The 24,587-nt window shown below is 59.5% G+C and carries 22 protein-coding genes; 12 read left to right on the top strand and 10 right to left on the bottom strand.

Annotated features, from left to right (window positions below; genetic code table 11):
* Positions 1-37: 37 nt before the first annotated feature.
* Positions 38-568 carry a histidine phosphatase family protein gene (locus ASC96_RS23860; RefSeq protein WP_060505648.1) on the bottom strand — a complete coding sequence of 177 codons (531 nt, stop codon included), beginning with the start codon at positions 566-568 and terminating at the stop codon, positions 38-40.
* A gap of 484 nt (positions 569-1,052) precedes the next feature.
* Here ASC96_RS23860 and dksA point away from each other — a divergent pair, with 484 nt between their 5' ends.
* A complete protein-coding gene (gene dksA, locus ASC96_RS23855) occupies positions 1,053-1,472 on the top strand; it encodes an RNA polymerase-binding protein DksA (protein WP_037096519.1) in 420 nt (139 codons plus the stop codon).
* Positions 1,473-1,575: 103 nt separating this feature from the next.
* On the opposite strand, the gene ASC96_RS23850 is transcribed toward dksA, so the two are convergent.
* Positions 1,576-2,634 (bottom strand): flagellar biosynthetic protein FliO, encoded by a 1,059-nt coding sequence (locus ASC96_RS23850; protein WP_060505548.1) that lies wholly within the window; start codon positions 2,632-2,634, stop codon positions 1,576-1,578.
* Between the two features lie 336 nt (positions 2,635-2,970).
* On the opposite strand from ASC96_RS23850, the gene ASC96_RS23845 reads away from it, so the two are divergent.
* Positions 2,971-5,571 carry a PAS domain-containing sensor histidine kinase gene (locus ASC96_RS23845; RefSeq protein WP_060505647.1) on the top strand — a complete coding sequence of 867 codons (2,601 nt, stop codon included), beginning with the start codon at positions 2,971-2,973 and terminating at the stop codon, positions 5,569-5,571.
* Between the two features lie 247 nt (positions 5,572-5,818).
* Positions 5,819-6,892, top strand: a complete 1,074-nt coding sequence (locus ASC96_RS23840; protein WP_060505547.1) for a D-alanine--D-alanine ligase family protein — start codon at positions 5,819-5,821, stop codon at positions 6,890-6,892.
* 51 nt (positions 6,893-6,943) lie between these two features.
* Here the strand turns inward: ASC96_RS23840 and ASC96_RS23835 are convergent, their stop codons facing one another.
* On the bottom strand, positions 6,944-7,867 hold the full coding sequence (locus ASC96_RS23835; RefSeq protein WP_060505546.1) for a pseudouridine-5'-phosphate glycosidase: 924 nt from the start codon (positions 7,865-7,867) through the stop codon (positions 6,944-6,946).
* Positions 7,868-7,898: 31 nt separating this feature from the next.
* Entirely contained in the window at positions 7,899-8,846 is a 948-nt protein-coding gene (locus ASC96_RS23830; protein ID WP_060505545.1) for a carbohydrate kinase family protein, read from the bottom strand.
* 236 nt (positions 8,847-9,082) lie between these two features.
* Between ASC96_RS23830 and recA the strand changes: the two genes are divergently transcribed.
* From recA to ASC96_RS23815, 3 genes are all read left to right on the top strand, one after another.
* Positions 9,083-10,174 carry a recombinase RecA gene (gene recA / locus ASC96_RS23825; RefSeq protein ID WP_060505544.1) on the top strand — a complete coding sequence of 364 codons (1,092 nt, stop codon included), beginning with the start codon at positions 9,083-9,085 and terminating at the stop codon, positions 10,172-10,174.
* A gap of 226 nt (positions 10,175-10,400) precedes the next feature.
* The gene (gene alaS, locus ASC96_RS23820; RefSeq protein WP_060505543.1) at positions 10,401-13,064 is read left to right on the top strand and encodes an alanine--tRNA ligase; all 2,664 of its coding nucleotides are present in this window, start codon (positions 10,401-10,403) and stop codon (positions 13,062-13,064) included.
* A gap of 164 nt (positions 13,065-13,228) precedes the next feature.
* Complete coding sequence (locus tag ASC96_RS23815; protein WP_060505542.1) at positions 13,229-14,080, top strand: AraC family transcriptional regulator; 852 nt, start codon at positions 13,229-13,231, stop codon at positions 14,078-14,080.
* A 91-nt stretch (positions 14,081-14,171) separates the two neighbouring features.
* Here the strand turns inward: ASC96_RS23815 and ASC96_RS23810 are convergent, their stop codons facing one another.
* The 5 genes from ASC96_RS23810 to ASC96_RS23790 form a co-directional block, all read right to left on the bottom strand.
* The gene (locus tag ASC96_RS23810; protein ID WP_060505541.1) at positions 14,172-14,921 is read right to left on the bottom strand and encodes an HAD-IIB family hydrolase; all 750 of its coding nucleotides are present in this window, start codon (positions 14,919-14,921) and stop codon (positions 14,172-14,174) included.
* Positions 14,918-16,261, bottom strand: coding sequence for a glycosyltransferase family 1 protein (locus ASC96_RS23805; RefSeq protein ID WP_060505540.1), 1,344 nt, complete (start codon positions 16,259-16,261; stop codon positions 14,918-14,920). The genes ASC96_RS23810 and ASC96_RS23805 overlap by 4 nt, the downstream gene beginning before the upstream one ends.
* Before the next feature lie 148 nt (positions 16,262-16,409).
* A complete protein-coding gene (locus ASC96_RS23800) occupies positions 16,410-17,624 on the bottom strand; it encodes an NADP-dependent isocitrate dehydrogenase (protein ID WP_060505539.1) in 1,215 nt (404 codons plus the stop codon).
* Between the two features lie 125 nt (positions 17,625-17,749).
* Entirely contained in the window at positions 17,750-18,142 is a 393-nt protein-coding gene (locus ASC96_RS23795; RefSeq protein WP_060505538.1) for a ribbon-helix-helix domain-containing protein, read from the bottom strand.
* Positions 18,143-18,205: 63 nt separating this feature from the next.
* A complete protein-coding gene (locus ASC96_RS23790) occupies positions 18,206-18,814 on the bottom strand; it encodes a DJ-1/PfpI family protein (RefSeq protein WP_060505537.1) in 609 nt (202 codons plus the stop codon).
* A gap of 226 nt (positions 18,815-19,040) precedes the next feature.
* Here ASC96_RS23790 and ASC96_RS23785 point away from each other — a divergent pair, with 226 nt between their 5' ends.
* The 5 genes from ASC96_RS23785 to ASC96_RS23765 all read left to right on the top strand — a co-directional run bounded on the left by ASC96_RS23785 (position 19,041) and on the right by ASC96_RS23765 (position 23,360).
* Positions 19,041-19,568 (top strand): hypothetical protein, encoded by a 528-nt coding sequence (locus ASC96_RS23785; protein ID WP_060505536.1) that lies wholly within the window; start codon positions 19,041-19,043, stop codon positions 19,566-19,568.
* 88 nt (positions 19,569-19,656) lie between these two features.
* On the top strand, positions 19,657-20,490 hold the full coding sequence (locus tag ASC96_RS23780; RefSeq protein ID WP_037095636.1) for an RNA methyltransferase: 834 nt from the start codon (positions 19,657-19,659) through the stop codon (positions 20,488-20,490).
* Positions 20,477-21,283: a glutamate racemase gene (gene murI / locus ASC96_RS23775; protein WP_112834688.1), complete on the top strand. Its 807-nt coding sequence runs from the start codon at positions 20,477-20,479 to the stop codon at positions 21,281-21,283. The genes ASC96_RS23780 and murI overlap by 14 nt, the downstream gene beginning before the upstream one ends.
* A gap of 4 nt (positions 21,284-21,287) precedes the next feature.
* Positions 21,288-21,719 (top strand): GNAT family N-acetyltransferase, encoded by a 432-nt coding sequence (locus ASC96_RS23770; protein ID WP_060505534.1) that lies wholly within the window; start codon positions 21,288-21,290, stop codon positions 21,717-21,719.
* Positions 21,720-21,845: 126 nt separating this feature from the next.
* Entirely contained in the window at positions 21,846-23,360 is a 1,515-nt protein-coding gene (locus tag ASC96_RS23765) for an ATP-binding protein (RefSeq protein ID WP_060505533.1), read from the top strand.
* 24 nt (positions 23,361-23,384) lie between these two features.
* On the opposite strand, the gene ASC96_RS23760 is transcribed toward ASC96_RS23765, so the two are convergent.
* A complete protein-coding gene (locus ASC96_RS23760) occupies positions 23,385-23,720 on the bottom strand; it encodes a cupin domain-containing protein (protein ID WP_112834668.1) in 336 nt (111 codons plus the stop codon).
* A gap of 113 nt (positions 23,721-23,833) precedes the next feature.
* Between ASC96_RS23760 and ASC96_RS23755 the strand changes: the two genes are divergently transcribed.
* Complete coding sequence (locus tag ASC96_RS23755; RefSeq protein WP_060505531.1) at positions 23,834-24,361, top strand: MarR family transcriptional regulator; 528 nt, start codon at positions 23,834-23,836, stop codon at positions 24,359-24,361.
* The last annotated feature ends 226 nt before the right edge of the window (positions 24,362-24,587 follow it).

Raw genomic sequence — 24,587 nt, 5'->3', positions numbered from 1 at the left:
CGAATAAAGGTTGCAACAGGCGGGTGGTGCGCAGAGTTCACCGGCTATGAGTGTCCGGATCTAACCATGCGGCTAATATCCCAAGCGGTAGCCTGGTATCGGAGGGGCGCACCTCGAAGTCGATGACAGCAAGCGCACCTGCAGGATAGCCGGCCGGGGCAGCTTTGGTTGCGGCCTCTTCGCCGAGAACCTCATTCAGGATCTCCTCGATCACCGGATTATGCCCAACCACCATCAGCGCTGAAAGGGCCGGGGCCTGGCTGCTGATAATGTCGCGATAGACATTCGCTCCGCCGGCATAGAGCCCGTCGATATAGCGGATCTCGAGGTCTTCTGACATTGCGCGCCGGAGAGCATCCGCCGTCTGGCGGCAGCGCACGGCGGTTGAGCAAAGAACAATATCTGGCCTTAGGTCCTGATCTGCCGCCATGTCTGCGAGGACTTCGGCATCGGCAAAGCCCGCATCGTCCAGCGTCCTGTCGAAATCCTTCTGGCCCGGGAGGGCCCACGCGGCCTTGGCGTGCCGGAGAAGGAGGAGACGGAAAACCGGGGCAGACGCAGCGGGCATGGTAAATTTCCTGGAAATGGCATCGCCACCCGAACCATCAATCCCGGTAGCGGCATCGATGGTTCGGCTTTGTATGCGTTTTGTCCGCCGGGACTGCCGAAAGATCAAGCCGTGACGCCCCGTTTTCCAAAAGGGCCTCGTCCAGGATTGGATTGATCGGTTCGAGCGGGAGTACAGCGAAGGGGGCTGGCGCAAATGAGGAAGAGAAAACTCTGCCTATTTGTTGTGCTGCGGAGAACTCGAAAAAAGCCGGATCCGAACCTTTGCTCCGCCCAAGTTGCAGTTTTGGTCACAGATGCTGAACATCGTGCGCAAGACAATTTCGAGAAAAATCCCAAATCTGTAATTTTGATGAAATATTAGCCTGTTAGCCTGTCAAGTAAGCAAGGCTTAAAAAACGGTGGGCTGTTTTTCAAAGACTTGAAACGGCGCGTGCATGGGTCTATACACCGCCGCACATGAGATGTTCTTCAGGAGAATCGCGTTGAGTGAGAAGATCGATCTTAGTTCCTTTGTCTTGTCTGAGACCGAGGAATTCATGAATACCAACCAGCGTGCATATTTTAGAGCAAAGCTGAACGCCTGGAAAAATGATATCCTCCGCGAGGCCCGGGAAACACTCGGACACCTGGCTGAGGAAAGTGCAAACCACCCTGATCTTGCAGACAGAGCATCATCGGAAACCGACCGGGCCATCGAGCTTCGCGCACGGGACCGGCAGCGCAAGTTGATCTCCAAGATCGATGCGGCCCTTCAGAGAATTGATGAGGGTACGTACGGATACTGCGAAGAAACCGGTGAACCGATCGGGCTGAAGCGTCTTGACGCAAGGCCGATTGCAACCTTGTCGATCGAGGCTCAGGAGCGTCACGAGCGGCGGGAAAAAGTCTACCGCGACGAGTAATCTTTTCAGTCACAAACATAAAAACGGCGCGAGATGATCGCGCCGTTTTTGCTTTGTGGCCATTGTCATTTGTGCTTGAGCCGAATGCCTGCAGCAGGTCGGTTCAGTTTTTGCGGTTTGCGGCAATCTCGTTCAGCATCCGGTTCATCTCGTCCTCAAGCGAAGGCTCTGTGCGGCCGCCCTGCGCCGGGCCAAGGCGTGGTTCCTGACGGATTGCCGGGTTGGGCGTAGCGGCGTACGCACGCGTTTCGCTATCGACGCGGACGGGGTCGGCGGTCAGCTTGCCAAGGTCACCGGTGATCTGGGCATCGAGAATACGTTCAAACTCGAGGGCGCTTGCGTCCTTCTGTGCTTGAGTATCTGGCAGGCTTTGCACGGCTTGTACTTGCGTTGCAGGGGTAACTGCAAGGGCAGGCGTCTGGGGCAAGGGCCGCTCTGTGGTGACGGATTGATTGGCTGCCAGCACCCGCGAACGCGCAGCATCCAGGATATCCTCCGGAGACCTGGCAGTCTCGATTGCGACAGGCGGCGGCGTGTTCGACGCGACGGGTTGCGGGCGAATTTGAGCCTGGGCTGGAATGGCCCGATCAAGAGGAGTCTGGCGTGGCGCGATGCTATCGGTTCGGGTTTGCACCGGCTGGACGGTTCTGGCCGGTGGCGTAGCAGCATCGGCGCTTTCACCATACAGAACTTGGCCCATGGCTGACACCGGTGCCGATTTGACCTCGGCCTGCGGGGTAGGGGCGAGGCGGCGTTCCGTGACGGGACGCTCTGCTGGTGGGCGCTCGGTGAGTGAGCGCTCTGCCGCTGGGCGTGCGGCAATGGCTGCATCGGCTGGTGGCTGTGCGATAGCAGCCTGCATCTGTGGCTGGGCGGTCGATGCAATGCGGCTTTCGATGACCACATCGGTCGGTCCGCCGATCATGATCAGGTGCTCGACATCATCGCGGCGCACCAGCACCAACCGTCTGCGTGTATCGATTGCCGCTGCATCGAGAACCGCCAGCCGCGGCTGCCGGTTCTTGCCGCCACGGATGAAAGGCGAGGAGGGTCTGTTGCGCATGAACCGCAGCACGGCGACCAGGCAAAGCAGGCCGAGAGCAACAGCGCCCGCTGCAATAATGAAACGGGTACCGTTGTTGCCAACGATATCTTCGATCATATGCTGTACTCCTTCGTAAACCCGCGCCTTATGCCGAATTGACGGCTTTTTTCCGGTCGCAACAAACAGTGCCCGTCATTGTCGTAGCGCCAATGTAGCGCTGTTTCCAGCTTCGGCGAGGTTTTGCAGGACATTCCCTGTGAATTGACCGCAATGCCTTTCATAGAGATGCTTTCTGCTCTTCCCTGCGGCTGTTAAAGATGATTCTTGCTTGGTGTTTCGCGGGCCCGCCGGCGCGGGTGCAGATTTGCCCCGGCTACCGTTGAGACGAGCATGAAGACCAAACCCGCACGCTCATACCGGACGTGCATGGCACGGTTGAAAAACGAGGGCCTTATGACGAAATTGCGGCAGGCAGGTGACTATCACATGCCGATTGTAGACCGTGGGACGCGGCCGGGAACGGTGCTGCGGATCATTCTGCTCGCCATCGTGCTGACAGCGTCCGCTGTCGCTTTCGTCCTCTTTAAGGATCAACTGGAAAACCAGATTGTCCTCGGTATTCTCGGCGTGCTGGCCATGGTCGGCATCTTCTTCCTGGTCTCGTCGGTCATCGGCTTTATCGAGGTGATGCCGCAATCGCGCCCGGACGAGTTGGCGCGCGCCTTCCTTGACGGTCATCAGGACGGCACGCTGGTGACCGACCGCAAGGGCCGGATCATCTACGCCAATGCGGCTTATGGTGCGCTGACCGGCGCCACCAAGGCCACCGAAATCCAGTCGCTGGAAACGATCCTGTCGCGCAACCGCGAGGCGACGGAAGCGATCTACCGGCTCACCAACGGTCTGCACGAGGGCAAGGCCGGCCATGAGGAGTTCCGGCTTTTGAAGCCGTTGCGCTCGGGCGGCGGTTCGGCAGGTTCCGGCGCCCATTGGTTCCGTTTGAAGGCACGCGTCCTGCCGCTCGAGGACGGTGGCCACAACCCGTTCTATATCTGGCAGATTTCCGACATCACCTCCGAGCGCGATGACCAGGAGCGCTTCTTCAAGGAACTGCAGAATGCGATCGATTATCTCGATCACGCGCCGGCCGGTTTCTTTTCGGCAGGCAAGAAGGGCGAGATTTTTTACGTCAATGCGACGCTTGCCGATTGGCTTGGTCTGGATCTGACCAAGTTCCAGCCGGGATCGATGACGATCGCCGATCTCGTCGCAGGCGAGGGGCTGGCATTGGTCCAGTCCGTGCAGGCCGAGCCCGGCCTGAAAAAGACCAAGACGCTCGATCTCGATCTGCGCAAGGTCAATGGCCAGAGCTTTGCCGTGCGCATGGTGCACCGGGTTTCCTCTGCCCGCGATGGTGCTCCCGGCGAAAGCCGCACGATCGTTCTTGCCCGCTCCAACGACGATGAAAGCGATCAATCGGCCTCGATCGCGGCGATGCGATTTACCCGCTTCTTCAACAATACGCCGATGGCGATCGCCTCCGTTGATGGCGACGGCCGGATTCTGCGTACCAACGCGCCGTTCCTCAAACTGTTCTCCGCCGTCGTTTCGCAGGATGACATGGAACATGGCGCGCTGCTGGAGGCTTTCGTTCACGGGACCGACCAGACGCGGCTGCGCGATGCGCTGGATGCTGCCAAGGACCGGCAGGGCGATATCGCGCCGATCGATTCGCTTCACCCGACCGACGAGGCGCGGCATTTCCGCTTCTATGTAAACGCGGTCATCGACCAGAGCGATCAGGCGCCGGAAGAGGCCGCGATCGTCTACGCGGTCGAGATTACCGAGCAGAAAGCGCTCGAAACCCAGATGGCGCAGACGCAGAAGATGAATGCTGTCGGCACGCTGGCGGGCGGTATTGCGCATGACTTCAACAACGTATTGACGGCGATCCTGCTGTCGTCCGACCATCTGCTTTTGTCGGCAAGACCAGCGGATGCGAGTTTCGCCGATTTGATGGAGATCAAGCGCAACGCCAACCGGGCTGCCGTGCTGGTGCGTCAGTTGCTTGCGTTCTCGCGCAAGCAGACGATGCGGCCGACCGTGCTGTCGATGACCGATGTCGTTGGCGACTTGCGCATGCTGGTCGACCGGATGACAGGAACCAATGTCAAGCTTGAGGTTGACTACGGCCGCGACCTCTGGCCGGTGCGCACCGATCTTGGCCAGTTCGAGCAGGTTGTGCTCAATCTCGCGGTCAACGCGCGTGACGCCATGCCCAATGGCGGCGTCATCACGCTGCGCACCCGCAATCTGCCCGCAGCCGAAGTTGCAGCGCTTAATCTGCGCGAGCTTCCGGAAGACGACTACGTGATGGTTGAAGTGGCGGATCAGGGGACCGGCATCCCCCCGGAAATCCTCGACAAGATTTTCGAACCTTTCTTCACCACCAAGGAAGTCGGCAAAGGGACCGGGCTTGGACTATCGATGGTCTATGGCATCATCAAGCAGTCCGGCGGCTACATCTATCCCGAATCCGAGGTCGGCAAGGGAACGACGTTCCGTATCCTGCTGCCGCGCTATATCGAAGAGCCGGCATTGCCGGGCGAAGCCGGCGAGGCGCAGGCCGCCGCAGCGCTCGCTGCAAAGGCCCCCGCCAAACCGGAACCGACGGACCTGACCGGAAATTCGGCGGTGGTTCTTCTGGTGGAAGACGAAGAGGCCGTGCGCCGCGGTGGCAAGCGCATGCTGGAAACGCGCGGCTATACCGTTCATGAGGCCGGCTCCGGCGTCGAGGCGCTCGAAGTCATGGAAGAGCTGAACGGTGCTGTCGATATCGTCGTATCCGATGTCGTCATGCCGGAAATGGATGGGCCGACGCTGCTGCGTGAAATCCGCAAGACCTATCCGGACCTCAAGTTCATCTTCGTCTCCGGTTATGCGGAAGATGCCTTTGCCAGAAACCTGCCGGCCGACGCCAAGTTTGGTTTTCTGTCCAAACCCTTCTCGTTGAAGCAGCTTGCTGTTGCTGTCCGGGAAATGCTTGACAGCTGATCTGTAACCGCTGGCCATAGATAGATAGCAGATCAGGCACTTTCGAGCTCGGAATGCTGCCACAAACCGGCCGGGCGGCCGCCGCGTTAACCGTCCGCCGAGATAATTTTGGCGGGTCTTCCGCTGTCCTAAAAAGGCCTGTTTCGCGATTGCATCTACGGGTGTCCCGCGCTGCGCTCATCGTTCGAAGGGGTTCGCCCTCTGGTTCAAGCGTAGCGTTCAATCTCCCGATTTTGCGAGCGCACGAATGAATTCAAAGCTAAGGATTGCAGTTCTTTTTGGTGGCCGTTCTGCCGAACATGATGTTTCGATTCTGTCGGCACGCAACGTATTCAAGGCGCTCGACACTGAAAAATACGATGTCGTGCCCATTCTGATCGACCATCAGGGAAAATGGCTCCTGCATGAGTTGCTCGACAGGGGCTTGCCCCATCCGCTCCCCACAGTGAACACGCAGGTTTGCCTTTTGCCCGGCGGCCGTGGTCGGCTTTTCGCCGTTCCCGAAGCTGGAAGTATCCGTGAACTGCCACCGGTCGATATCCTGTTTCCGGTTTTGCATGGGCCGCATGGCGAAGATGGCTCAGTGCAGGGGCTTGCCGAGGTCGCGATGGTGCCGTTTGCCGGCTGCGGCATTCTGGGATCGGCGACTGCAATCGACAAGGATGTGGCCAAGCGCCTGTTAAGCGAAGCGGGATTGCCGGTGGCGCGTTCACTGACGTTCCACCGGGGCGACGCACCCTCTTTCGATGAAGTCGTTGCAGCGCTAGGGCCGACGGTTTTCGTCAAGCCCGCCCGGCAGGGGTCGTCGGTGGGTGTCAGCAAGGCTCGAACGCAAGACGATTTCCGGACAGCACTCGCGGAAGGCTTCCGCCACGATCAGAAAATCCTCGTCGAGGAGTTCATTCAGGGGCGGGAGATCGAATTTAGTGTTCTTGAGCAAGTTGACGGCACGCTGATCGCCTCGCTTCCAGGAGAAATCATCCCCGCCGGCGGCCATGGCTTTTATAGCTACGATGCCAAATACATCGACCCCGACGGTGCCATTCTCAGTATTCCGGCTCTGTTGCCGGACGAAATCGCTGAAAAGCTGAGATCAATGGCGCAAGACGCTTTCAGGGCGCTTGGCTGTGACGGCATGGCCCGTGTCGATTTTTTCGTGCGGGCGGATATGAGTGCTGTCATCAACGAGGTCAACACTATCCCCGGTTTTACCGATATCAGCATGTATGCCAAGGCTTTGGCCGCAAGCGGAATTGCCTATGCCGAAATCATCGACCGGCTGATCGCGCACGGGCTGGCTCGGGCAGGGCGGCAGGGCTGACGCATCGGGGGCCGGTAGCCAGCCCCCGATTTTTCCGATGATCGATTTGACTCAGACCAGTGCGACGGCAATCTCGGCTGCAAGCCGGGCATTGTTTTCGACCAGCGCGATATTGGTCTCGAGGCTGCGGCCGTCGGTCAGGCCGAAAATGCTGTCGAGCAGGTAAGGCGTGACCTTCTTGCCGGAAATCTCGTCGCGCTCGGCATTGTCGAGCGCCCGGGTGATGTAGATTTCCATCTCGTCGCGCGGGATTTCGCTGGCCTCCGGCACCGGGTTGGCAATCAGCATGCCGCCGTCGACGCCGAGCAGGTCGCGCATTTTCTGGAAATTGGCAATCGCGGCCGGGCTGTTGAGCATCAACGGGCTTTTCAGGCCACTATCGCGCGACCAGAAAGCCGGGAAGATTTCGCTGTCATAGGTGACCACCGGAACCCCGCGTGTTTCCAGAACTTCCAGCGTCTTTGGAATATCGAGGATGGCTTTTGCGCCGGCGCAGACGACGATGACGCCAGTGTGGGCGAGCTCATCGAGGTCGGCAGAAATGTCAAAGCTCTCTTCGGCCTTGCGATGCACACCGCCGATGCCACCGGTGGCAAAAACGCGGATACCGGCACGGGCAGCCGCGATCATTGTCGCGGCAACGGTGGTGGCACCGGTGCGGCGCTCGGCGATCGCAAAGGCGAGATCGGCGCGCGACAGTTTCATCGCCCCTTCCGTCTGTGCCAAAGCCTCCAGTTGTGCATCTTCAAGGCCGATATGCAGGACGCCGTCGATGACCGCGATCGTGGCCGGTACGGCGCCTTCCTCGCGGATGATCGCCTCGACGCTGCGGGCCATGTTGAGGTTGCCGGGGAAGGGCATGCCATGGGTGATGATGGTCGATTCCAGGGCGACGATGGCTGCGCCGCGGGCCTTGGCGGCCGCGACTTCGCTGGAATATTCCATCGGAAGCAGGGGGGAGAAGGGCTTGGTCATCGCAGATCCTTTTTGGCGTTTTAAGGCGCGTTCATGACAGGATTTCGGCTGGTGGCACAAGCCGAATCGCTTCATCGAGCATCGGCCGCGACATTTTTTCCGATACGGCAAGCGGCGAACGCACGGTGATACCGGCGGCGGCAACACCGGAGCGAAGGCATATGTCGAGCGCTTTGCCTTCGACATAGGCCGACAGGAAACCGGCCGCAAGCGAATCGCCGGCGCCCGTGACGTCGGCAAGTGCATCAAGTTGTGGTGGTGCCACCGTCACCGTTCGCCCGTCCTGAAAGGCAATCGCGGGCTTGCCGCCACGAGTGATGACGCCGCCGGACAGGCCGGCCGCCTGGAGCATAATGGGCCATTCCGCCGCCGCCTCACTATCGCGGCCCGTCAACGCACGCGCCTCTGCCTCGTTCATGAAGAGAAAGTTGAGCCCTGGCAGGCTTTTCACCAGCCGCGTCACTTTCGCCGGCGAAATGGCGATGGCGGCGACCGGTTTTGATTCGGTATTCGCACGGGCAACCAGAGCGGTCAGCGTCTCCTCGGGGAGGTTCGCATCTGTGACGATCAGATCGCTCGACGAAATAATCTCGCGCATGGCTTTCTGCTGCAATCGCCTTGGAGAAAACAGCCGGTAAAGCTCCATGTCGGCAAGCGCGATCACGAGATTACCGTCGTTCTCCAGAATAGCCGTGTAGCTTGGCGTCTTGCGGTCAAGGAAGATGAACGGGCAATCGATAACTCCGGCTTCGTTCGCTGCCCGGGCGACCATTTCGCCAACGGCATCGCCGCCGCGCGGGCTGATCATACGTACGTCAAGTCCAAGCCGCGCAAGGTTGCGGGCGGCATTGAACCCGCCGCCGCCGGCCTCTTCGAACCAGCTGCCGGGATTGCTTGATCCCGGCACGGTAGTGCCGAAAATACGAGCCCGGCGATCGATATGCGCGCCGCCAAAGATGGAAACTTGTCTGCCTGTCATGCGTTTTCCTGTGTGCCGCTCCTAAGCGATTCGGTGGGCTGCGAGGTTGATATGTCTTTAGTTTCAGTTATTTCTGCAGAATACGAAATTCCCGGAACAAGAAAAGAACATGCATCCATTTATGTTGTCGATTCAAGTCGATAGATAACTCTTGCGAAATGAGAACAAAAAGTGTACATAGCTTTCATCGGCAGCTTCATTGCCTCGGCAGGCTCCATAACCTAAAGGTGGATCACATGGCACAAAACTCTTTGCGGCTTGTAGAGGACAAATCGGTGGATAAAAGCAAGGCACTTGAAGCGGCACTCTCCCAGATCGAACGCTCGTTCGGCAAGGGATCGATCATGAAGCTCGGTGGAAAAGACAGCATAGTCGAAATCGAAACCGTTTCGACGGGCTCGCTGAGCCTCGATATTGCGCTTGGTATCGGCGGACTGCCCAAGGGGCGCGTCATCGAAATCTACGGACCGGAAAGCTCGGGCAAGACGACGCTGGCACTGCAGACGATTGCTGAAGCCCAGAAGAAGGGCGGCATTTGCGCCTTTGTCGATGCCGAACATGCGCTCGATCCGGTCTATGCCCGCAAGCTTGGCGTCGATCTCGAAAATCTTTTGATCTCGCAACCGGATACCGGTGAGCAGGCTCTGGAAATCACCGATACACTGGTGCGTTCCGGCGCCATCGACGTTCTCGTCGTCGATTCGGTCGCAGCCCTTGTACCGCGCGCTGAAATCGAAGGTGAAATGGGCGACAGCCTGCCGGGTCTGCAGGCCCGTCTGATGAGCCAGGCGCTGCGCAAGCTGACCGCGTCGATCTCGAAGTCGAACTGCATGGTCATCTTCATCAACCAGATCCGCATGAAGATCGGCGTGATGTTCGGTTCGCCTGAAACGACGACAGGTGGTAACGCCCTGAAGTTTTATGCCTCCGTTCGCCTCGACATCCGCCGCATCGGCGCCGTCAAGGAGCGTGAGGAAGTCATCGGCAACCAGACGCGCGTCAAGGTCGTCAAGAACAAGATGGCGCCGCCCTTCAAGCAGGTCGAATTCGACATCATGTATGGTGAGGGCGTGTCCAAGACCGGTGAACTGGTCGATCTCGGCGTCAAGGCCGGCATCGTCGAGAAGTCGGGTGCGTGGTTCTCCTATAATAGCCAGCGGCTTGGTCAGGGCCGCGAGAACGCCAAGTCGTTCCTGCGTGACAATCCGGATACGGCAAGGGAGATCGAACTGTCGCTGCGCCAGAATGCCGGCCTGATCGCCGAAAAATTCCTGGAAAATGGTGGCCCCGAAGCCGGTGACGACGACGATGATGCCGCTCTGGCATAAGATTACCTGATTTCGACTTGATGTTGGCCGGCCGCTCCTTAATCCGAGCGGCCGGTTTTCTTTTGCCGTCTGGACAGGGATTGGCCCGGACGATAAAAGCCTGTGTTCCAATGGGGCGGGAGAGGGTCGGCGGATGTCCGGTGATCCGCGATTTTCAAAAGTTTTCCGGTTCGCGGCTCAGTCAGGCAGGCTGCGGACGGTCCGATGCAAGAGATAAGGGCGCAATATGAGCGGCGTGAATGAAATCCGGTCGACGTTCCTCGACTACTTCAAGAAGAACGGCCATGAGGTTGTATCGTCGAGCCCGCTGGTTCCGCGCAACGATCCGACCCTGATGTTCACCAATGCCGGCATGGTTCAGTTCAAGAACGTTTTCACCGGTCTGGAGCAGCGCCCCTATTCGACGGCTGCGACCGCGCAGAAATGCGTGCGCGCCGGGGGCAAGCATAATGACCTCGACAATGTCGGCTATACCGCGCGCCACCACACCTTCTTCGAAATGCTCGGTAATTTTTCCTTCGGCGATTATTTCAAGGAGCGGGCGATCGAGCTTGCCTGGAACCTGATCACCAAGGATTTCGGCATCGATGCCAAGCGGCTTTTGGTCACCGTTTACCACACCGATGACGAGGCTTTTGGCCTGTGGAAGAAGATTGCCGGCCTGACTGACGACCGGATCATCCGGATCCCGACCAGCGACAATTTCTGGGCGATGGGCGATACCGGCCCCTGCGGGCCATGTTCCGAGATCTTCTACGATCACGGCGATCATATCTGGGGTGGACCTCCCGGTTCCAAGGATGAAGACGGCGACCGGTTCATCGAAATCTGGAACCTTGTCTTCATGCAGTACGAGCAAGTGACGAAGGAAGAACGGGTCGATCTGCCGCGTCCGTCGATCGACACCGGCATGGGCCTCGAGCGCGTTGCTGCTCTGTTGCAGGGCAAGCATGACAATTATGATATCGACCTGTTCCGCGCCTTGATCGCTGCCTCGGAAGAGGCGACCGGCGTCAAGGCTGAAGGCGACCGCCGCGCCAGCCACCGCGTCATCGCCGACCATCTGCGGGCGTCCGCATTCCTGATCGCCGATGGCGTTCTGCCGTCGAACGAAGGCCGTGGCTATGTGCTGCGCCGGATCATGCGCCGTGCCATGCGCCACGCCCAGTTGCTGGGTGCCCGTGACCCGTTGATGTGGCGGCTGCTGCCGGCGCTGATCGGCCAGATGGGCCGTGCTTACCCGGAACTCGTTCGGGCGGAATCCCTGATTTCGGAAACCTTGAAGCTGGAAGAGACCCGGTTCCGCAAGACGCTGGAACGCGGCCTCGGCCTGTTGTCGGATGCCACGCTCGATCTTGCCGAGGGCGACCAGCTGAACGGCGAGACGGCCTTCAAGCTCTACGATACGTACGGCTTCCCGCTTGACCTGACGCAGGATGCCTTGCGTAGCCGGGGTATCGGCGTCGATACCGAGGCGTTCACGGCGGCCATGGAGCGCCAGAAGGCTGAAGCCCGTGCGTCCTGGTCCGGCTCCGGTGACAAGGCAACGGAAACGATCTGGTACGAGCTGAAGGAAAAGCTCGGTGCCACAGAGTTCCTCGGTTACGACACCGAGACGGCAGAAGGTGTCGTCCAGGCGATCGTGCGCGATGGCAAGGCGATCGACACCGCCTCGAAAGGCGATACGGTCCAGCTGGTTCTCAACCAGACACCATTCTACGGCGAATCCGGCGGCCAGATGGGCGATACCGGCGTAATCTCCACCGATCATGCAAAGCTGACGGTCACCGACGTGCAGAAGCGCGGCGAGGGCCTGTTCGTGCATTCCTGCGTCGTTGAAGACGGCACGGTCAAGGTTGGTGACGCAGCGGCACTGAACGTCGACCACGCCCGCCGTTCGCGCCTGCGCGCCAACCATTCGGCCACTCATCTGCTGCATGAAGCGCTGCGCGAAGTGCTTGGCACCCATGTGGCGCAGAAGGGCTCGCTGGTTGCGCCGGAGCGCCTGCGCTTCGACGTTTCGCATCCGAAGCCGATGACGGCCGAAGAGCTGAAGATCGTCGAGGACATGGCCAACGAGATCATCGTGCAGAACGCGCCAGTCACGACGCGGCTGATGAGCGTCGATGATGCGATTGCCGAAGGCGCGATGGCGCTGTTCGGCGAAAAATACGGCGATGAAGTGCGTGTCGTGTCGATGGGGCAGGGCATTCATGGCGCCAAGGCCAACCGTCCTTACTCGGTTGAACTCTGCGGCGGCACCCATGTCGGCGCCACCGGCGAGATCGGCCTTGTGCGCATCGTCGGCGAAAGTGCCGTTGGTTCCGGTGTTCGCCGTCTGGAAGCCCTGACCGGCGTATCGGCGCTGGCTTACCTCAACGAGCAGGACGAGCGGGTCAAGACACTGGCAACAACGCTGAAGGTTCAGCCTGCAGACGTTCTGACCCGCGTTGAAACGCTGATGGACGAGCGCCGCAAGCTGGAGCGCGAACTGAACGAGGCCAAGAAGAAGCTGGCGCTCGGCGGTGGCGATGCCGGTGGTTCTGCCGATCAGGTGCAGGATATCGGCGGCGTCAAGTTCCTTGGAAAGGTTGTTACCGGTGTCGAGCCGAAGGACCTGAAGAGCCTTGCCGACGATGGCAAGACGAGCCTCGGTTCTGGTGTTGTTACCTTCGTTGGCGTCTCTGCGGATGGCAAGGCAAGCGCCGTAGTGGCCGTAACCGACGATCTGACGTCGCGTTTCAGCGCCGTCGACCTCGTTCGGATTGCCTCGGCAGCGCTCGGCGGCAAGGGTGGTGGCGGCCGCGCCGACATGGCGCAGGCCGGCGGTCCGGATGGTGACAAAGCTGCGGAAGCGATCGCGTCGGTGAGCGCCGCACTCGCCGGATAATCCAGTTTCCGTCTCATTGCTTATATTTGAAAACCGGGCTGAATGGCCCGGTTTTTCTTTGGCCAATTGCTTTTCCCGTGTTGAAATCGGTGCAGCCAACTTCGCAGGATTTGTCAAATCTGGATGTGGTTCTGTCCGTTTGTTCGGCTTGTATGAGGATCGGCATGAAGGAAGACAGCATCTGGGCGGTTTACGAACAGCGTTTGCGGCGCGTATCGGCCTATATTTACGATCACCTGGACGAAGAGCTCGATCTTGATCGGCTCTCGGATATTGCCTGCATGTCGCCGCATCACTGGCACCGGGTCTACCGGGCCGTGCACGGCGAAACGCTGGCAACGACCGTCAAGCGGCTGAGACTGCATCGGGCGGCGGGTGATCTGGTGCAGACGAGCCTTTCTGTCGAGGAAATCGCAAGACGGACCGGCTATCCCAATCTCCAATCCTTCACCCGGATTTTCAAATCGGTGTTCGGCATGCCGCCGGCCCGGTACCGGAGAGAGGGCAGCCATACTGTCTTTCAATCGGCAAACGGCAAAGGATTTGGCGAAATGTACAATGTGACGATGAAAACGATTGCCCCGCGTGAGCTCACCGGGGTCAGCCATACCGGTTCCTATATGGGTATCGGCCGTGCTTTCGAAACGCTCGGCGGCACGCTGCAGGCACGCAAGCTTTACCGGCAGGACATGAAGATGGTCGGCATCTATCTGGATGATCCGGATCTGGTGGCGGAGGATAAGCTGCGCTCCTTTGCCTGTGTAACAGAAGGGCAGCACGTTCCGGCTGATGAGCCGCTGGTGCGAAAGCATCTGGAGGGTGGCGAGTATGCGGTGTTGCGGCACAAGGGGCCGTATGCCGATATGCACAAGGCCTATCAGTGGCTGTATGGCGAATGGCTGCCATCATCGGGCCGGGAGGTCCGCGATACGGTGAGGTTCGAGGAATACATCAACAATCCCCGGGATGCTGCTCCGAAAGAGCTGTTGACGGACATCTATCTGCCCGTGAAGTAAATTGTCGTGGATACCCGGTGGAAATTCGCTGCCGGGTATCGTTTTTCCATAAGCCGGCTAATGGATTAATTGTAGACGTTGCTTGATTCCATCAAGGCGTGCTGAAAAGCCCCCAATGCTGCAGGCCTTCCAGCACGCCATCGGCAAATTTTCCGCTGCTGCCATAGATATCCGGGCGGTCTCCGGCGATGGATTTCAGCTCATCCAAGGCGTTACCCACCACGATGCCGCGAGCACCGAGAAGCGCAAACATGCTGCGGTCATTGTCGGTATCGCCAGCCACCACCACGTCTTCATGCGACAACCCGAGCTGGCGGCATAGCCAGGAGAGGGCGGCGCCCTTGTCAACACCGTCAGGCAGGATGTCGAGGTCTCGTTTGCTGGAGTAGACCAGGCGGGCGGCAATTCCGGCGCCTGCCAGTTTTTCCTCTATGCTGGCCAAGGTCGCAGCATCGGCATCGTGCAGATACCAGCTGGATTTCTGGGCGTGCTGATACATGTCCGGCTGGAAGATGATGTCCGGAACACTGGATAACGCCCTGTTGATCCGTTCATGGTCAAACCCGGCGCCGATGGCGCGCGAATAAAGCGCCGCATGAGATGGTTCTTTCGCGTTGTCCAGCATCGTTCCCACTCCGCCGATATAGATATCGGGCCGTGGCAATGCCGTGGTGGCGACAAACGCTTTTTGATCGTCGATCAGCCGGCCGCTGTTGAACACCAGTAGTGGCCGTTTGTCTGGCGCAAGACCAAGCCAGGCATCGCGAAATCGCGCTTCAGCCTCTCTGTTTCCTGCCAACGTGCCATCGATGTCGCTGCAGAACAGCCGAATCGGCCTCAATCTCCGTCCGTCCATGGTTCCGCCCATTCATTATCATCCATTGCCTGCGGCATCGGCCGTCCCTCGACGACACCGATGAGCTGCTGGGCAATGCCGGTCCAGGTAAACAGGCTGCGTGCCTTGTGGGCGCCCATGCGCGACAAACGGCCGTAGAGCCGCTCGTGTTTCAACGGCTTCATCATCGTGATGCCAAGATCGTATTTGTCGAACGGATCGGCAAACAACGCATGCCGGCCATAGCTGACGGCGCGGAACAATCCGCCATGAACCGTAATGATGGTCGGGGTGCCGCTGGCCATCGCCTCGATCGCAGTCATGCCGAAGGGTTCGTAACGGCTGGATAGGACGAAGATATCGGCGGCACGGTAAAAGTCGGGCAGATCGTCATCAGCGACGAAACCGGAAAACACCACCTTGCCGTCCAGTCCAAGGGCTGCCACGCGTTGCTTCAATTCATCAAGAATACCCGCCTCCTGCGGGTCCATGTTTTCGCCGCCGACTGCCAGATGCAGGCGCGCTTCCGGCTCGCGCTCGGCCAGCACGGAAAAACCGTCGATCAGAAGATCATACCCCTTGTTCGTGGCCAGGCGGCCCATGGCCATCACCACCTTGCCTTCGAAGCCGAACCGCTGGCGGGCCATTTCGCGCGTTGCCCTGGAAACGGGAAAGAAGCGGTTGTCATCATAGCCGGGCGGAATCATATGCACACGGTCGCGCGGCAGATTGTAGTCGTTGACCAGCATCTCTACCTGGATCGGCGTCGTGGCGATCACCATGCTGCAGGAGCGATAGATGATCAGTTCATGCTTGATGCGCTCGGAAAAATTGAATTCCTTGTCGAACTCCGCCGCCTTGTCCGGATAGTCCGTCTCCATCTGGCGCTTCTTCCACAGGCCAAGCGAATGCGGCGTGTGGATATGGGTGACACCGAGCGCTTCGGACATGCGCTGGCCGGCGATACCCGCGTCCCAATAGTGGCTGTTGATCAGCGTATAGGTGAAATCGTTCCTGCGAACGAAACGGACGGCATTTTCGCACCATTCCATCAGGTGTTTGTAGAGATATTCCTTCGGTATGAAATCGTTGCCGCCGCAGGGGATGCGGATTACCCGCACACGCTCGTCAACTTCGTCAAACTCCGGTTGGTCCTCGAACCGGCGTGTATAGATGTCGACCTCATGGCCGAGCAGCGCCAGCTTGCGGGCGAGTTCGATGACATAGACCACCTGACCGCCGGTATCGGCGGCACCCAGCGGCGGTTCGGCGGCGACATAGCCATGAGTTGATACCAGGGCAATGCGGGGAAGGTGGCTATGGGGTTTGTCGGAGGAACTGTTCATTGATCTGCGGTCACAATCTTTTGGAAGGAGGGTGCGTGCAGTGCAGCATGCGGAAGGGCTCACTTCGCGAACGGTTCGCTGACGAAAAGGTTCCAATAAAAAACCCGGCACATGGCCGGGTTTCTCAGTTCATTCCAGTGTGGCTTGATCAGGCAACCATTGCCTTCTTCAGGTTCTCGTCGATCTTGTCGAGGAAGCCGGTGGTCGAGAGCCACGGCTGGTCTGGGCCGATCAGCAGCGCCAGATCCTTGGTCATGAAGCCGCTCTCGACGGTGTCAACGCAGACTTTTTCCAGAGTGTCAGCAAAGCGGGCGAGTTCCGCGTTGTTGTCGAGCTTGGCGCGGTGAGCAAGGCCACGGGTCCAGGCGAAGATCGAGGCGATCGAGTTGGTCGATGTTTCCTCGCCCTTCTGGTGCTGGCGGTAGTGACGGGTCACCGTGCCGTGGGCGGCTTCGGCTTCGACCGTCTGGCCATCCGGCGTCATCAGAACCGAGGTCATCAGGCCGAGAGAGCCAAAACCCTGTGCGACGATGTCGGACTGAACGTCGCCGTCATAGTTCTTGCAGGCCCAGACGTAACCGCCGGACCACTTGAGCGCCGAAGCGACCATGTCGTCGATCAGGCGATGTTCGTACCAGATCTTGGCTTCCTTGAACTTGTCGGCGAATTCGGCGTCGAAGACAGCCTGGAAGATATCCTTGAAGCGGCCGTCATAGACCTTGAGGATAGTGTTCTTGGTCGAGAGATAGACCGGAACGCCGCGCTGCAGGCCGTAGTTCAGCGATGCGCGGGCGAAATCAGTGATTGATTCGTCAAGGTTGTACATGCCCATGGCAACGCCGGCTGCCGGGGCGTCATAGACTTCGTGCTCGATTTCGGTGCCGTCCTCGCCGACGAACTTCATCGTCAGCTTGCCCTTGCCGGGGAACTTGAAGTCGGTGGCGCGGTACTGGTCGCCGAAGGCGTGACGGCCGACGATGATCGGCTTGGTCCAGCCCGGAACAAGGCGCGGGACGTTCTTGCAGATGATCGGCTCGCGGAAGATAACGCCGCCCAGGATGTTGCGGATCGTGCCGTTCGGCGACTTCCACATCTTCTTCAGGCCGAATTCCTCGACGCGGGCTTCGTCCGGGGTGATCGTTGCACACTTGACACCGACACCGTGCTTCTTGATGGCATTGGCGCTATCGATCGTCACCTGATCGTTGGTCGCATCGCGGTTTTCCATGCCAAGGTCGTAGTATTCCAGATCGATATCCAGGTACGGATGGATCAGCTTTTCCTTGATGAACTGCCAGATGATGCGGGTCATTTCATCGCCGTCGAGCTCGACGACTGGATTGGCGACCTTGATCTTTGTCATGTTGCAAACCTCTGCATGGGGTTGGATGGAAACGGGTTGGCGCCCCTATAGCATCCAGTTCACCACAGGCAAAGACATACACGCGTGATTCCGCGTGCGTTTCCTTCCGATTGCAAAACCTGTGTTCAATGGCCGCGGATAGCGCGCGGGAAATCCGCGGCGCGGGGCTTTGCATAACATCTTTCCTCGCGAACAAGGATGCTTTCCGCATCGAGCGCGGCAATGGGCGTATGCCGGTCGGTTGGCACCAGGCCATCAAGCTGCAGGGCGAGATAGCGGCCGCAGCAAACCCGCAGGAAGGATGTGAAGTTTTCCGGTGGATGGCCTTCGCCGAGCGATTCGATATAGAGCCGCCCGATCAGGCGGCCGACCGACATGCCGTCGCGGTCGCCGATATCGTCGAGGATGGACCAGAAGAAGCTTTCAAGCCGGATGCTTGTCGCCACGCCATCGATCCGCACCGAGCGGGTCACACTTTGCCAGAGCGCCGGGTCGGCGCCGATGAATAGTCTGCACATCCGTTCCTCCCAGAACTCCGGCTTGAAATGTTCACCCTTCGATGCGGTTTGGCAAGACCGATGTCAGGCAGCCGAGCGCGTCAATGGCGTATTGTGGCGAATCTCGGTTCCCAGAACAGTCAGGAACTGACCGATCCAGGCCGGATGCGCGGGCCAGGCGGGTGCCGATACCAGATTACCGTCAGTCACAGCCTGATCGACCGGGATTTCGGCATAATGACCACCGGCAAGCTCAACGTCGAAACGGCAGGCGGGGTAGGCGGAGCATGTCCGGCCCTTCAGCACGCCTGCGGCCGACAGCAATTGTGCGCCATGGCAAATGGCAGCCACTGGCTTGTTCGCCTCGAAGAAGTGGCGGACCATGGCGATGACGTTCGCATCGAGCCGCAGATATTCCGGCGCCCGGCCACCGGGAATGACCAGCGCGTCGTAGCTCTCGACCTTGGTGTCGGCAAAGGTCGCGTTCAGGGTAAAATTGTGACCACGCTTTTCCGAGTAGGTCTGATCACCTTCGAAGTCATGGATGGCCGTGGCAATCTGCTGGCCCGCCGTCTTGCCCGGGCAGATGGCATGAACCGTATGGCCAACGGCGAGCAACGCCTGGAATGGCACCATCGTCTCGTAGTCCTCTGTGAAATCGCCGCAGATCATTAGAATTTTCTTGCCGCCCATCGTATCCTCCATCGGGTTGCTGACGATGTCAGGATGCCACGGCCGGTCTCTGGCAAGGTATTAGCCTGATACTACATTGACCAACCCCTGACGATGATTGGTACACCGCATCATTGCGGCCTCGCGTGTCGAAGCGAATTTGATTATGAGCAGACGCAAATTCTCTGGCGCCGGAGCGCCGGTCGCGCATCTGAAATGTCGTGCATCTGAGATCAGGAGATGATGGATGAAACGGTTCGCACTTGTTGTTCTGGCTTGCTGCACGTTTTCGGCTGCGCACGCAGGCGACCCCGCAGCGCCGGTCAATGAAATCATGCAGGAAGCCGTCAAGGGCTGGGCGGAGGAGGCACAGCCGGGCGAGGATTATTTTTCCGAGGCGCGTCTTGGCCGTATCTACAGCCAGGATTTCGTCAAGGCCTATCGCGAGGCGGCAAAATTCCCGGCCTATGACGAAGGCGATTCGCCGTTTGATTATGATGTGATCGTCAGTGGTCAGGACAGCTGCTCGATCAAGGATCTGTTGGTCGTTGCCGGCCCGGAGACGGACGGCAAGAGCGATGTCACGGTCACCTTCGACAATACCCATTGTTTTGGTGAGCGCGCAGCCGACTGGAAGCCGAGCGAACTGCATTTCATGGTGATCGAGGAAGGCGGCAAGGCCGTCATTGACGACATCATCCGCGCCGGTGAAACTGGCTCGCTCAAGAGCGAGTTGCAGGCGATTGCCAGCCAGGGCGCCAGCACGCCAGAATAGACCGTTGTGGGCTGCGGCTTTCAAAATCCGCGCATCTGTGCAAGGAAGCGCTGAAATCCAGACGCAAAACAGAGACGAAAGTACCGGAATGGCAGGAACCAACAGCGAGCGCGTGCTTCTGACCGAAGGACCAGCAATCATTCTGGTGCATCCGCAGCTTGGCGAGAACATCGGCATGGTGGCGCGTGCCATGGCCAATTTCGGGCTTTCGGAACTGCGTCTGGTCAGTCCGCGCGATGGCTGGCCGAGCGAAAAGGCACGTTCTGCGGCGAGCCGGGCCGATCATGTCATCGATGCGGCCAAGGTCTATGACACGCTGCCGGAAGCAATTGCCGACCTCAACTTCGTCTACGCGACGACGGCTCGCGACCGCTACGGCTACAAGCCGGTGCGCTCGCCGCTGATTGCCGCCGAGACGCTGCGCAGCCGTTTCAATATGGGCGAGGCGACCGGCATCCTGTTCGGGCGCGAACGTACCGGTCTTACCAATGAAGAAGTGGCGCTCGCCGACGAGATCGTCACGTTTCCGGTCAATCCGGCCTTCGCCTCGCTTAACCTGGCGCAAGCCGTGCTCCTGATGTCCTATGAATGGCTGAAGACATCGATGGAATCGCGGGAGGAAACCTCGTTCCAGGCGCTGTCGCAGAACCCGGCAACCAAGGAACAGTTGCAGGGCATGTTCGATCATGTCGAGGAGGCGCTGGAGGCGCGCGGCTACTTCCGGCCCGTCGCCAAAAAGCCGAAATTGGTCGACAATTTGCGCGCGGTCCTGACCCGCCCCGGCTTTACCGAATCCGAAATCCGGCTGGTGCGCGGCATCATCTCATCGCTCGATCGTTTCACCCGCGAGGCGCCGCGCGGTGCCGGAGCGCCGGAAAATTCGCGTGCCAAGAAAGTTGACGATGCCGGTGACGACAGCTGAGCTGAAGCCCATCCTCGTTTTCGACAGCGGTATCGGCGGGCTGACCGTGCTGCGCGAAGCCCGCGTGCTGATGCCGGAGCGGCATTTTATCTATGTCGCTGACGATGCGGGCTTTCCTTATGGCGGCTGGGGAGAGGAGGCGCTGAAGGAGCGCGTCATCTCGCTGTTTGGCAGATTGCTGGCTGAGCACGATCCTGAAATCTGCGTCATCGCCTGTAATACCGCGTTCACGCTGGTTGGCGCCGATCTGCGCGCAGCGTTTCCTCAGATGCGCTTCGTCGGCACGGTACCGGCGATCAAGCCTGCGGCGGAGCGGACGCGCTCCGGCCTCGTTTCGGTGCTGGCGACGCCAGGAACCGTCAAGCGTGCCTATACCCGCGATCTGATCCAGTCTTTCGCTACGCAATGTCATGTCCGGCTCGTCGGTTCGGAAAATCTGGCCCGCATGGCGGAGGCCTATATTCGTGGCGAGGCAATCGATGACGCTGCGGTTCTCTCCGAAATCGAGCAGTGTTTTGTCGAGAAAGATGGTCGCAAGACCGATATCGTCGTGCTGGCCTGCACGCATTATCCGTTCATGGCCAACGTTTTCCGCCGCCTGGCCCCTTGGCCGGTGGACTGGCTCGACCCGGCCGAGGCGATTGCCCGGCGGGCGCGCAGTCTTGTGCCGCTGCCGGATGGTTTTGAGCCCTTGAACGGCATTGATCCCGCGATCTTCACCTCCGGACACCCGGATTTCACCACGCGCCGCCTGCTGCAGGGGTTTGGGCTGACGGTGTCGCAGGCCGGTTGACGGGATGGAAATCGTACCGATTACGCCTGCGTTCGATGGTTTCGATGCTTTGCGGGAGGCCAGCATCGGCGAGGGACATCGTATGCTTGTCCGGTTGCAGGAAAACTGGATTTCCGGCCTGAACCGGTTTGAGCGTCCAGGCGAAATCCTTGCCGGTGCCATTGTGGATGGCACGCTTGCCGGCGTTTGCGGCCGCAACATCGATCCGTTCGCGGGCAATGCCGCCGCTGGCCGCGTTCGCCATCTCTATGTGGCGCCGGATCATCGGGGCAGGGATATCGGCAGCCAGCTGGTTCGCTTCATTGTCCGTGACGCAGCCGATTTCTTCAGCTTTTTGAACACAAGGGCACCGTCGCAAGCGTTCGCATTCTACGAGCGCCTTGGGTTTTCACCGGTTCTGGAAAACAGCACAGTCACGCACAGGCTTTATTTCTGAAGATGTGGCCGTCTTAGCTGTGGGTTTTGCTGCGATTGCCGCGCAAAACATGGGCTTTAATGATACGGGTCAACGCTTGCGGGTTCGTGGCGGCGCATCCGACATGGCAATTTAAACGAGGTGGATATGAAAGTCGGCATCGACATGGGGACGGCGTCGGACGGCGCATCCGTTCCGCTCGATATCGAGGAGCTTCTCGCTACGCGTCTTCTGGTGCAGGGTAATTCCGGCTCCGGAAAGTCGCACTTGTTGCGCCGTCTGCTCGAACAGTCCGCCCCGTGGGTGCAGCAATGCATCATCGATCCAGAAGGCGATTTCGTCACGCTGGCCGACAAGTTCGGCCATGTGGTGATCGAAGGCGAGCGGACCGAGGCCGAACTGATCGGTATTGCCAGCCGTATCCGCCAGCATCGCGTTTCCTGTGTTCTGTCGCTGGAGGGGCTGGATATCGAGCAGCAGATGCGCAGCGCCGGTATCTTTCTCAATGCGATGTTCGATGCCGATCGTGACTACTGGTATCCGGTGCTGGTCGTTGTCGATGAGGCGCAGATGTTTGCGCCATCGGTCGCCGGTGACGTCTCCGAAGAGGCGCGAAAAGTCTCATTGGGCGCGATGACCAACCTGATGTGCCGTGGCCGTAAACGTGGACTGGCGGGCGTCATCGCCACGCAGAGGCTGGCAAAGCTTGCCAAGAACGTTGCAGCCGAAGCGTCCAACTTCCTGATGGGCCGCACGTTTCTCGATATCGATATGGCCCGTGCCGCCGATCTGCTCGGCATGGATCGGCGCACGGCGGAAATGTTCCGCGACCTGAAGCGCGGTTCGTTCGTAGCGCTCGGCCCGGCTTTGTCGCGCCGTCCGCTGCCGGTGACCATCGGTCATGTCGAAACCTCGGCCCGCTCGACCAGCCCCAAGCTGACGCCGCTGCCGGAAGCCGTCGCTGATGTCGAGGACCTGATCTTCACGCCGGATCCGGAAGAACTCATCCGCCCGATCATGCGGCGGCCCGGCGCCCAGCCGCGCCCCGCCACCGATATTCTCGCCGAGCTCTCACGGCCACGCCCCGAGCCAATCGGCCTTTCGGAGCCGAAAGCGCCGGTGCCGGAAATGCCGGTTCAGGAGCGCGAAGCGCTGCTCGACGGTCTGCTTGCAGAGATACTGGAGCATCCCGAGGCAGCGTTCCGCGCCGATGCCGAACTGTTTCAGGATTTCCTCGTGCGCTGCCGTATCCGTCGTGTGCCCGGCGCACCGCTGTCGCTCAGCGCCTTCCGCCGCAAGATGGCCGTTGCGCGCTCCGGCGTCGATGCCGAGACGGCCGCGACCGACATCTGGGCGTCGGCTTTGAGCCTGTCGCGCAATGTCACCGATGATCTGCAGGGCGTGTTCCTGCTTGTGGCGCAGTCCGCCGTGCGTAATCTGGCATGCCCCTCGGATGCAATGATCGCGCGCGCCTATGGCACGCACTCGGCCCGCCGCGCCCGCCGCCTGCTCGGTTACTTCGAGGAGCAAGGCCTGATCGTGGTTCACAGCGATCTTTCCGGCAAGCGGATCGTGGCGTTTCCGGACCTGCAGGTGGAGACAGCGCCGGGTGCTGCCGATGCTGTCTATGATGACGCCGGAAACCGCAGTGCTGCGGAATAGACGTGGATCCCACTTTGGGGCGTATCAGATCCAGGTCTGGATGACGCGCTCTGAGGCGTGAATGCAGGTGAGTTCCAGCCTGTCCGGCCCGGTATTGACGAAACGATGCGGCGTCTGAGCCGTGACCACGATGATATCGCCCACAGCCGCGTCGAGTGTTTCGAGCCCGACCGTGAATTGCGCGTGGCCGGACCGGACGATCCAGGTTTCGCTATAGGGATGGGTGTGCAGGGCAGGCCCTTGGCCAGGTTCGTTGTCGACCAGAAAAATGGAAATCGGCGTGTCGTACTCAGCGCCCTCGAACAGGACAGTTCTGTTTGACCGCTGATCCTGATTGGTGCGGGGAATGACATGATACATGCAGGCCTCCATTAGTATCTGGTGAATGGACGAAAGGCGATATATCTTCTTGCGAAGATAATTACCCAAAACTATCTTCTCGTCAAGATAGTTTGTTTTTGGAAAGGCACGGCATGGCGCAAAGCATTGAAAAGGCGGATCACGTGGATCGGTTGCGCGGCCAGTGGGACAGGGAATTGCCGGATCTCGATACCGAACCGATGGCCATACTCGGTCGGGCCTACCGGCTCGCCAATCTGGTGCGTCCGTCGATTGAGGCAACATTTGCGTTCTTCGGCCTCGACCGTGGTGAGTTCGATGTCATCTCGACGCTGCGGCGGTCAGGGCCGCCTTACCGGCTAACGCCGACGGAACTCTATACGTCCCTGATGATCTCTTCCGGCGGGCTGACGCACCGGCTGGACCGGCTGAAGAAGTCGGGACTGATCATACGCGAGCGTTCGCAAGAGGATGGGCGCAGCACGGCCGTTGGCCTGACAGACGAAGGTATACGGCTTGCCGAGGCTGCGTTTCGCGTCGATATGGCCAGCGAAGCATCCTATTTGACGGATCTGAGTGGAGAGGAGCGAACGGAGCTGGCGGGGTTGCTGCGCAAGTTGCTGGGCTCCTTGGAGCGGCGGGTGGAAGGTGATAAGAGTTAGATTGCAGGCGGAACTTAGCAAATTCGTTTGACAATCAGGGGCGAAGCCACTAAAGCCGCCTCAACGCCGGGCCGAAATGCCCGGTGTTTTATTTGACATGTCCCGTGGATTCTCCGTTAGCTTAATGTGAGAAACCTGTCAGAGCTCGCAAAATCGGGTTCAGAGGAGGGCGTGTTTCCTTCATCCGGTTTGGAAACAGACCGGTGCAACGTTCTGAAAGGAAATG

It is taken from the genome of Rhizobium sp. Root1204 (genome assembly GCF_001424965.1).
Classification (GTDB): Bacteria; Pseudomonadota; Alphaproteobacteria; order Rhizobiales; family Rhizobiaceae; genus Pararhizobium.
Note: the sequence above shows the minus strand (reverse complement) of the source record. Positions and strands in the feature narration are given on the sequence as shown.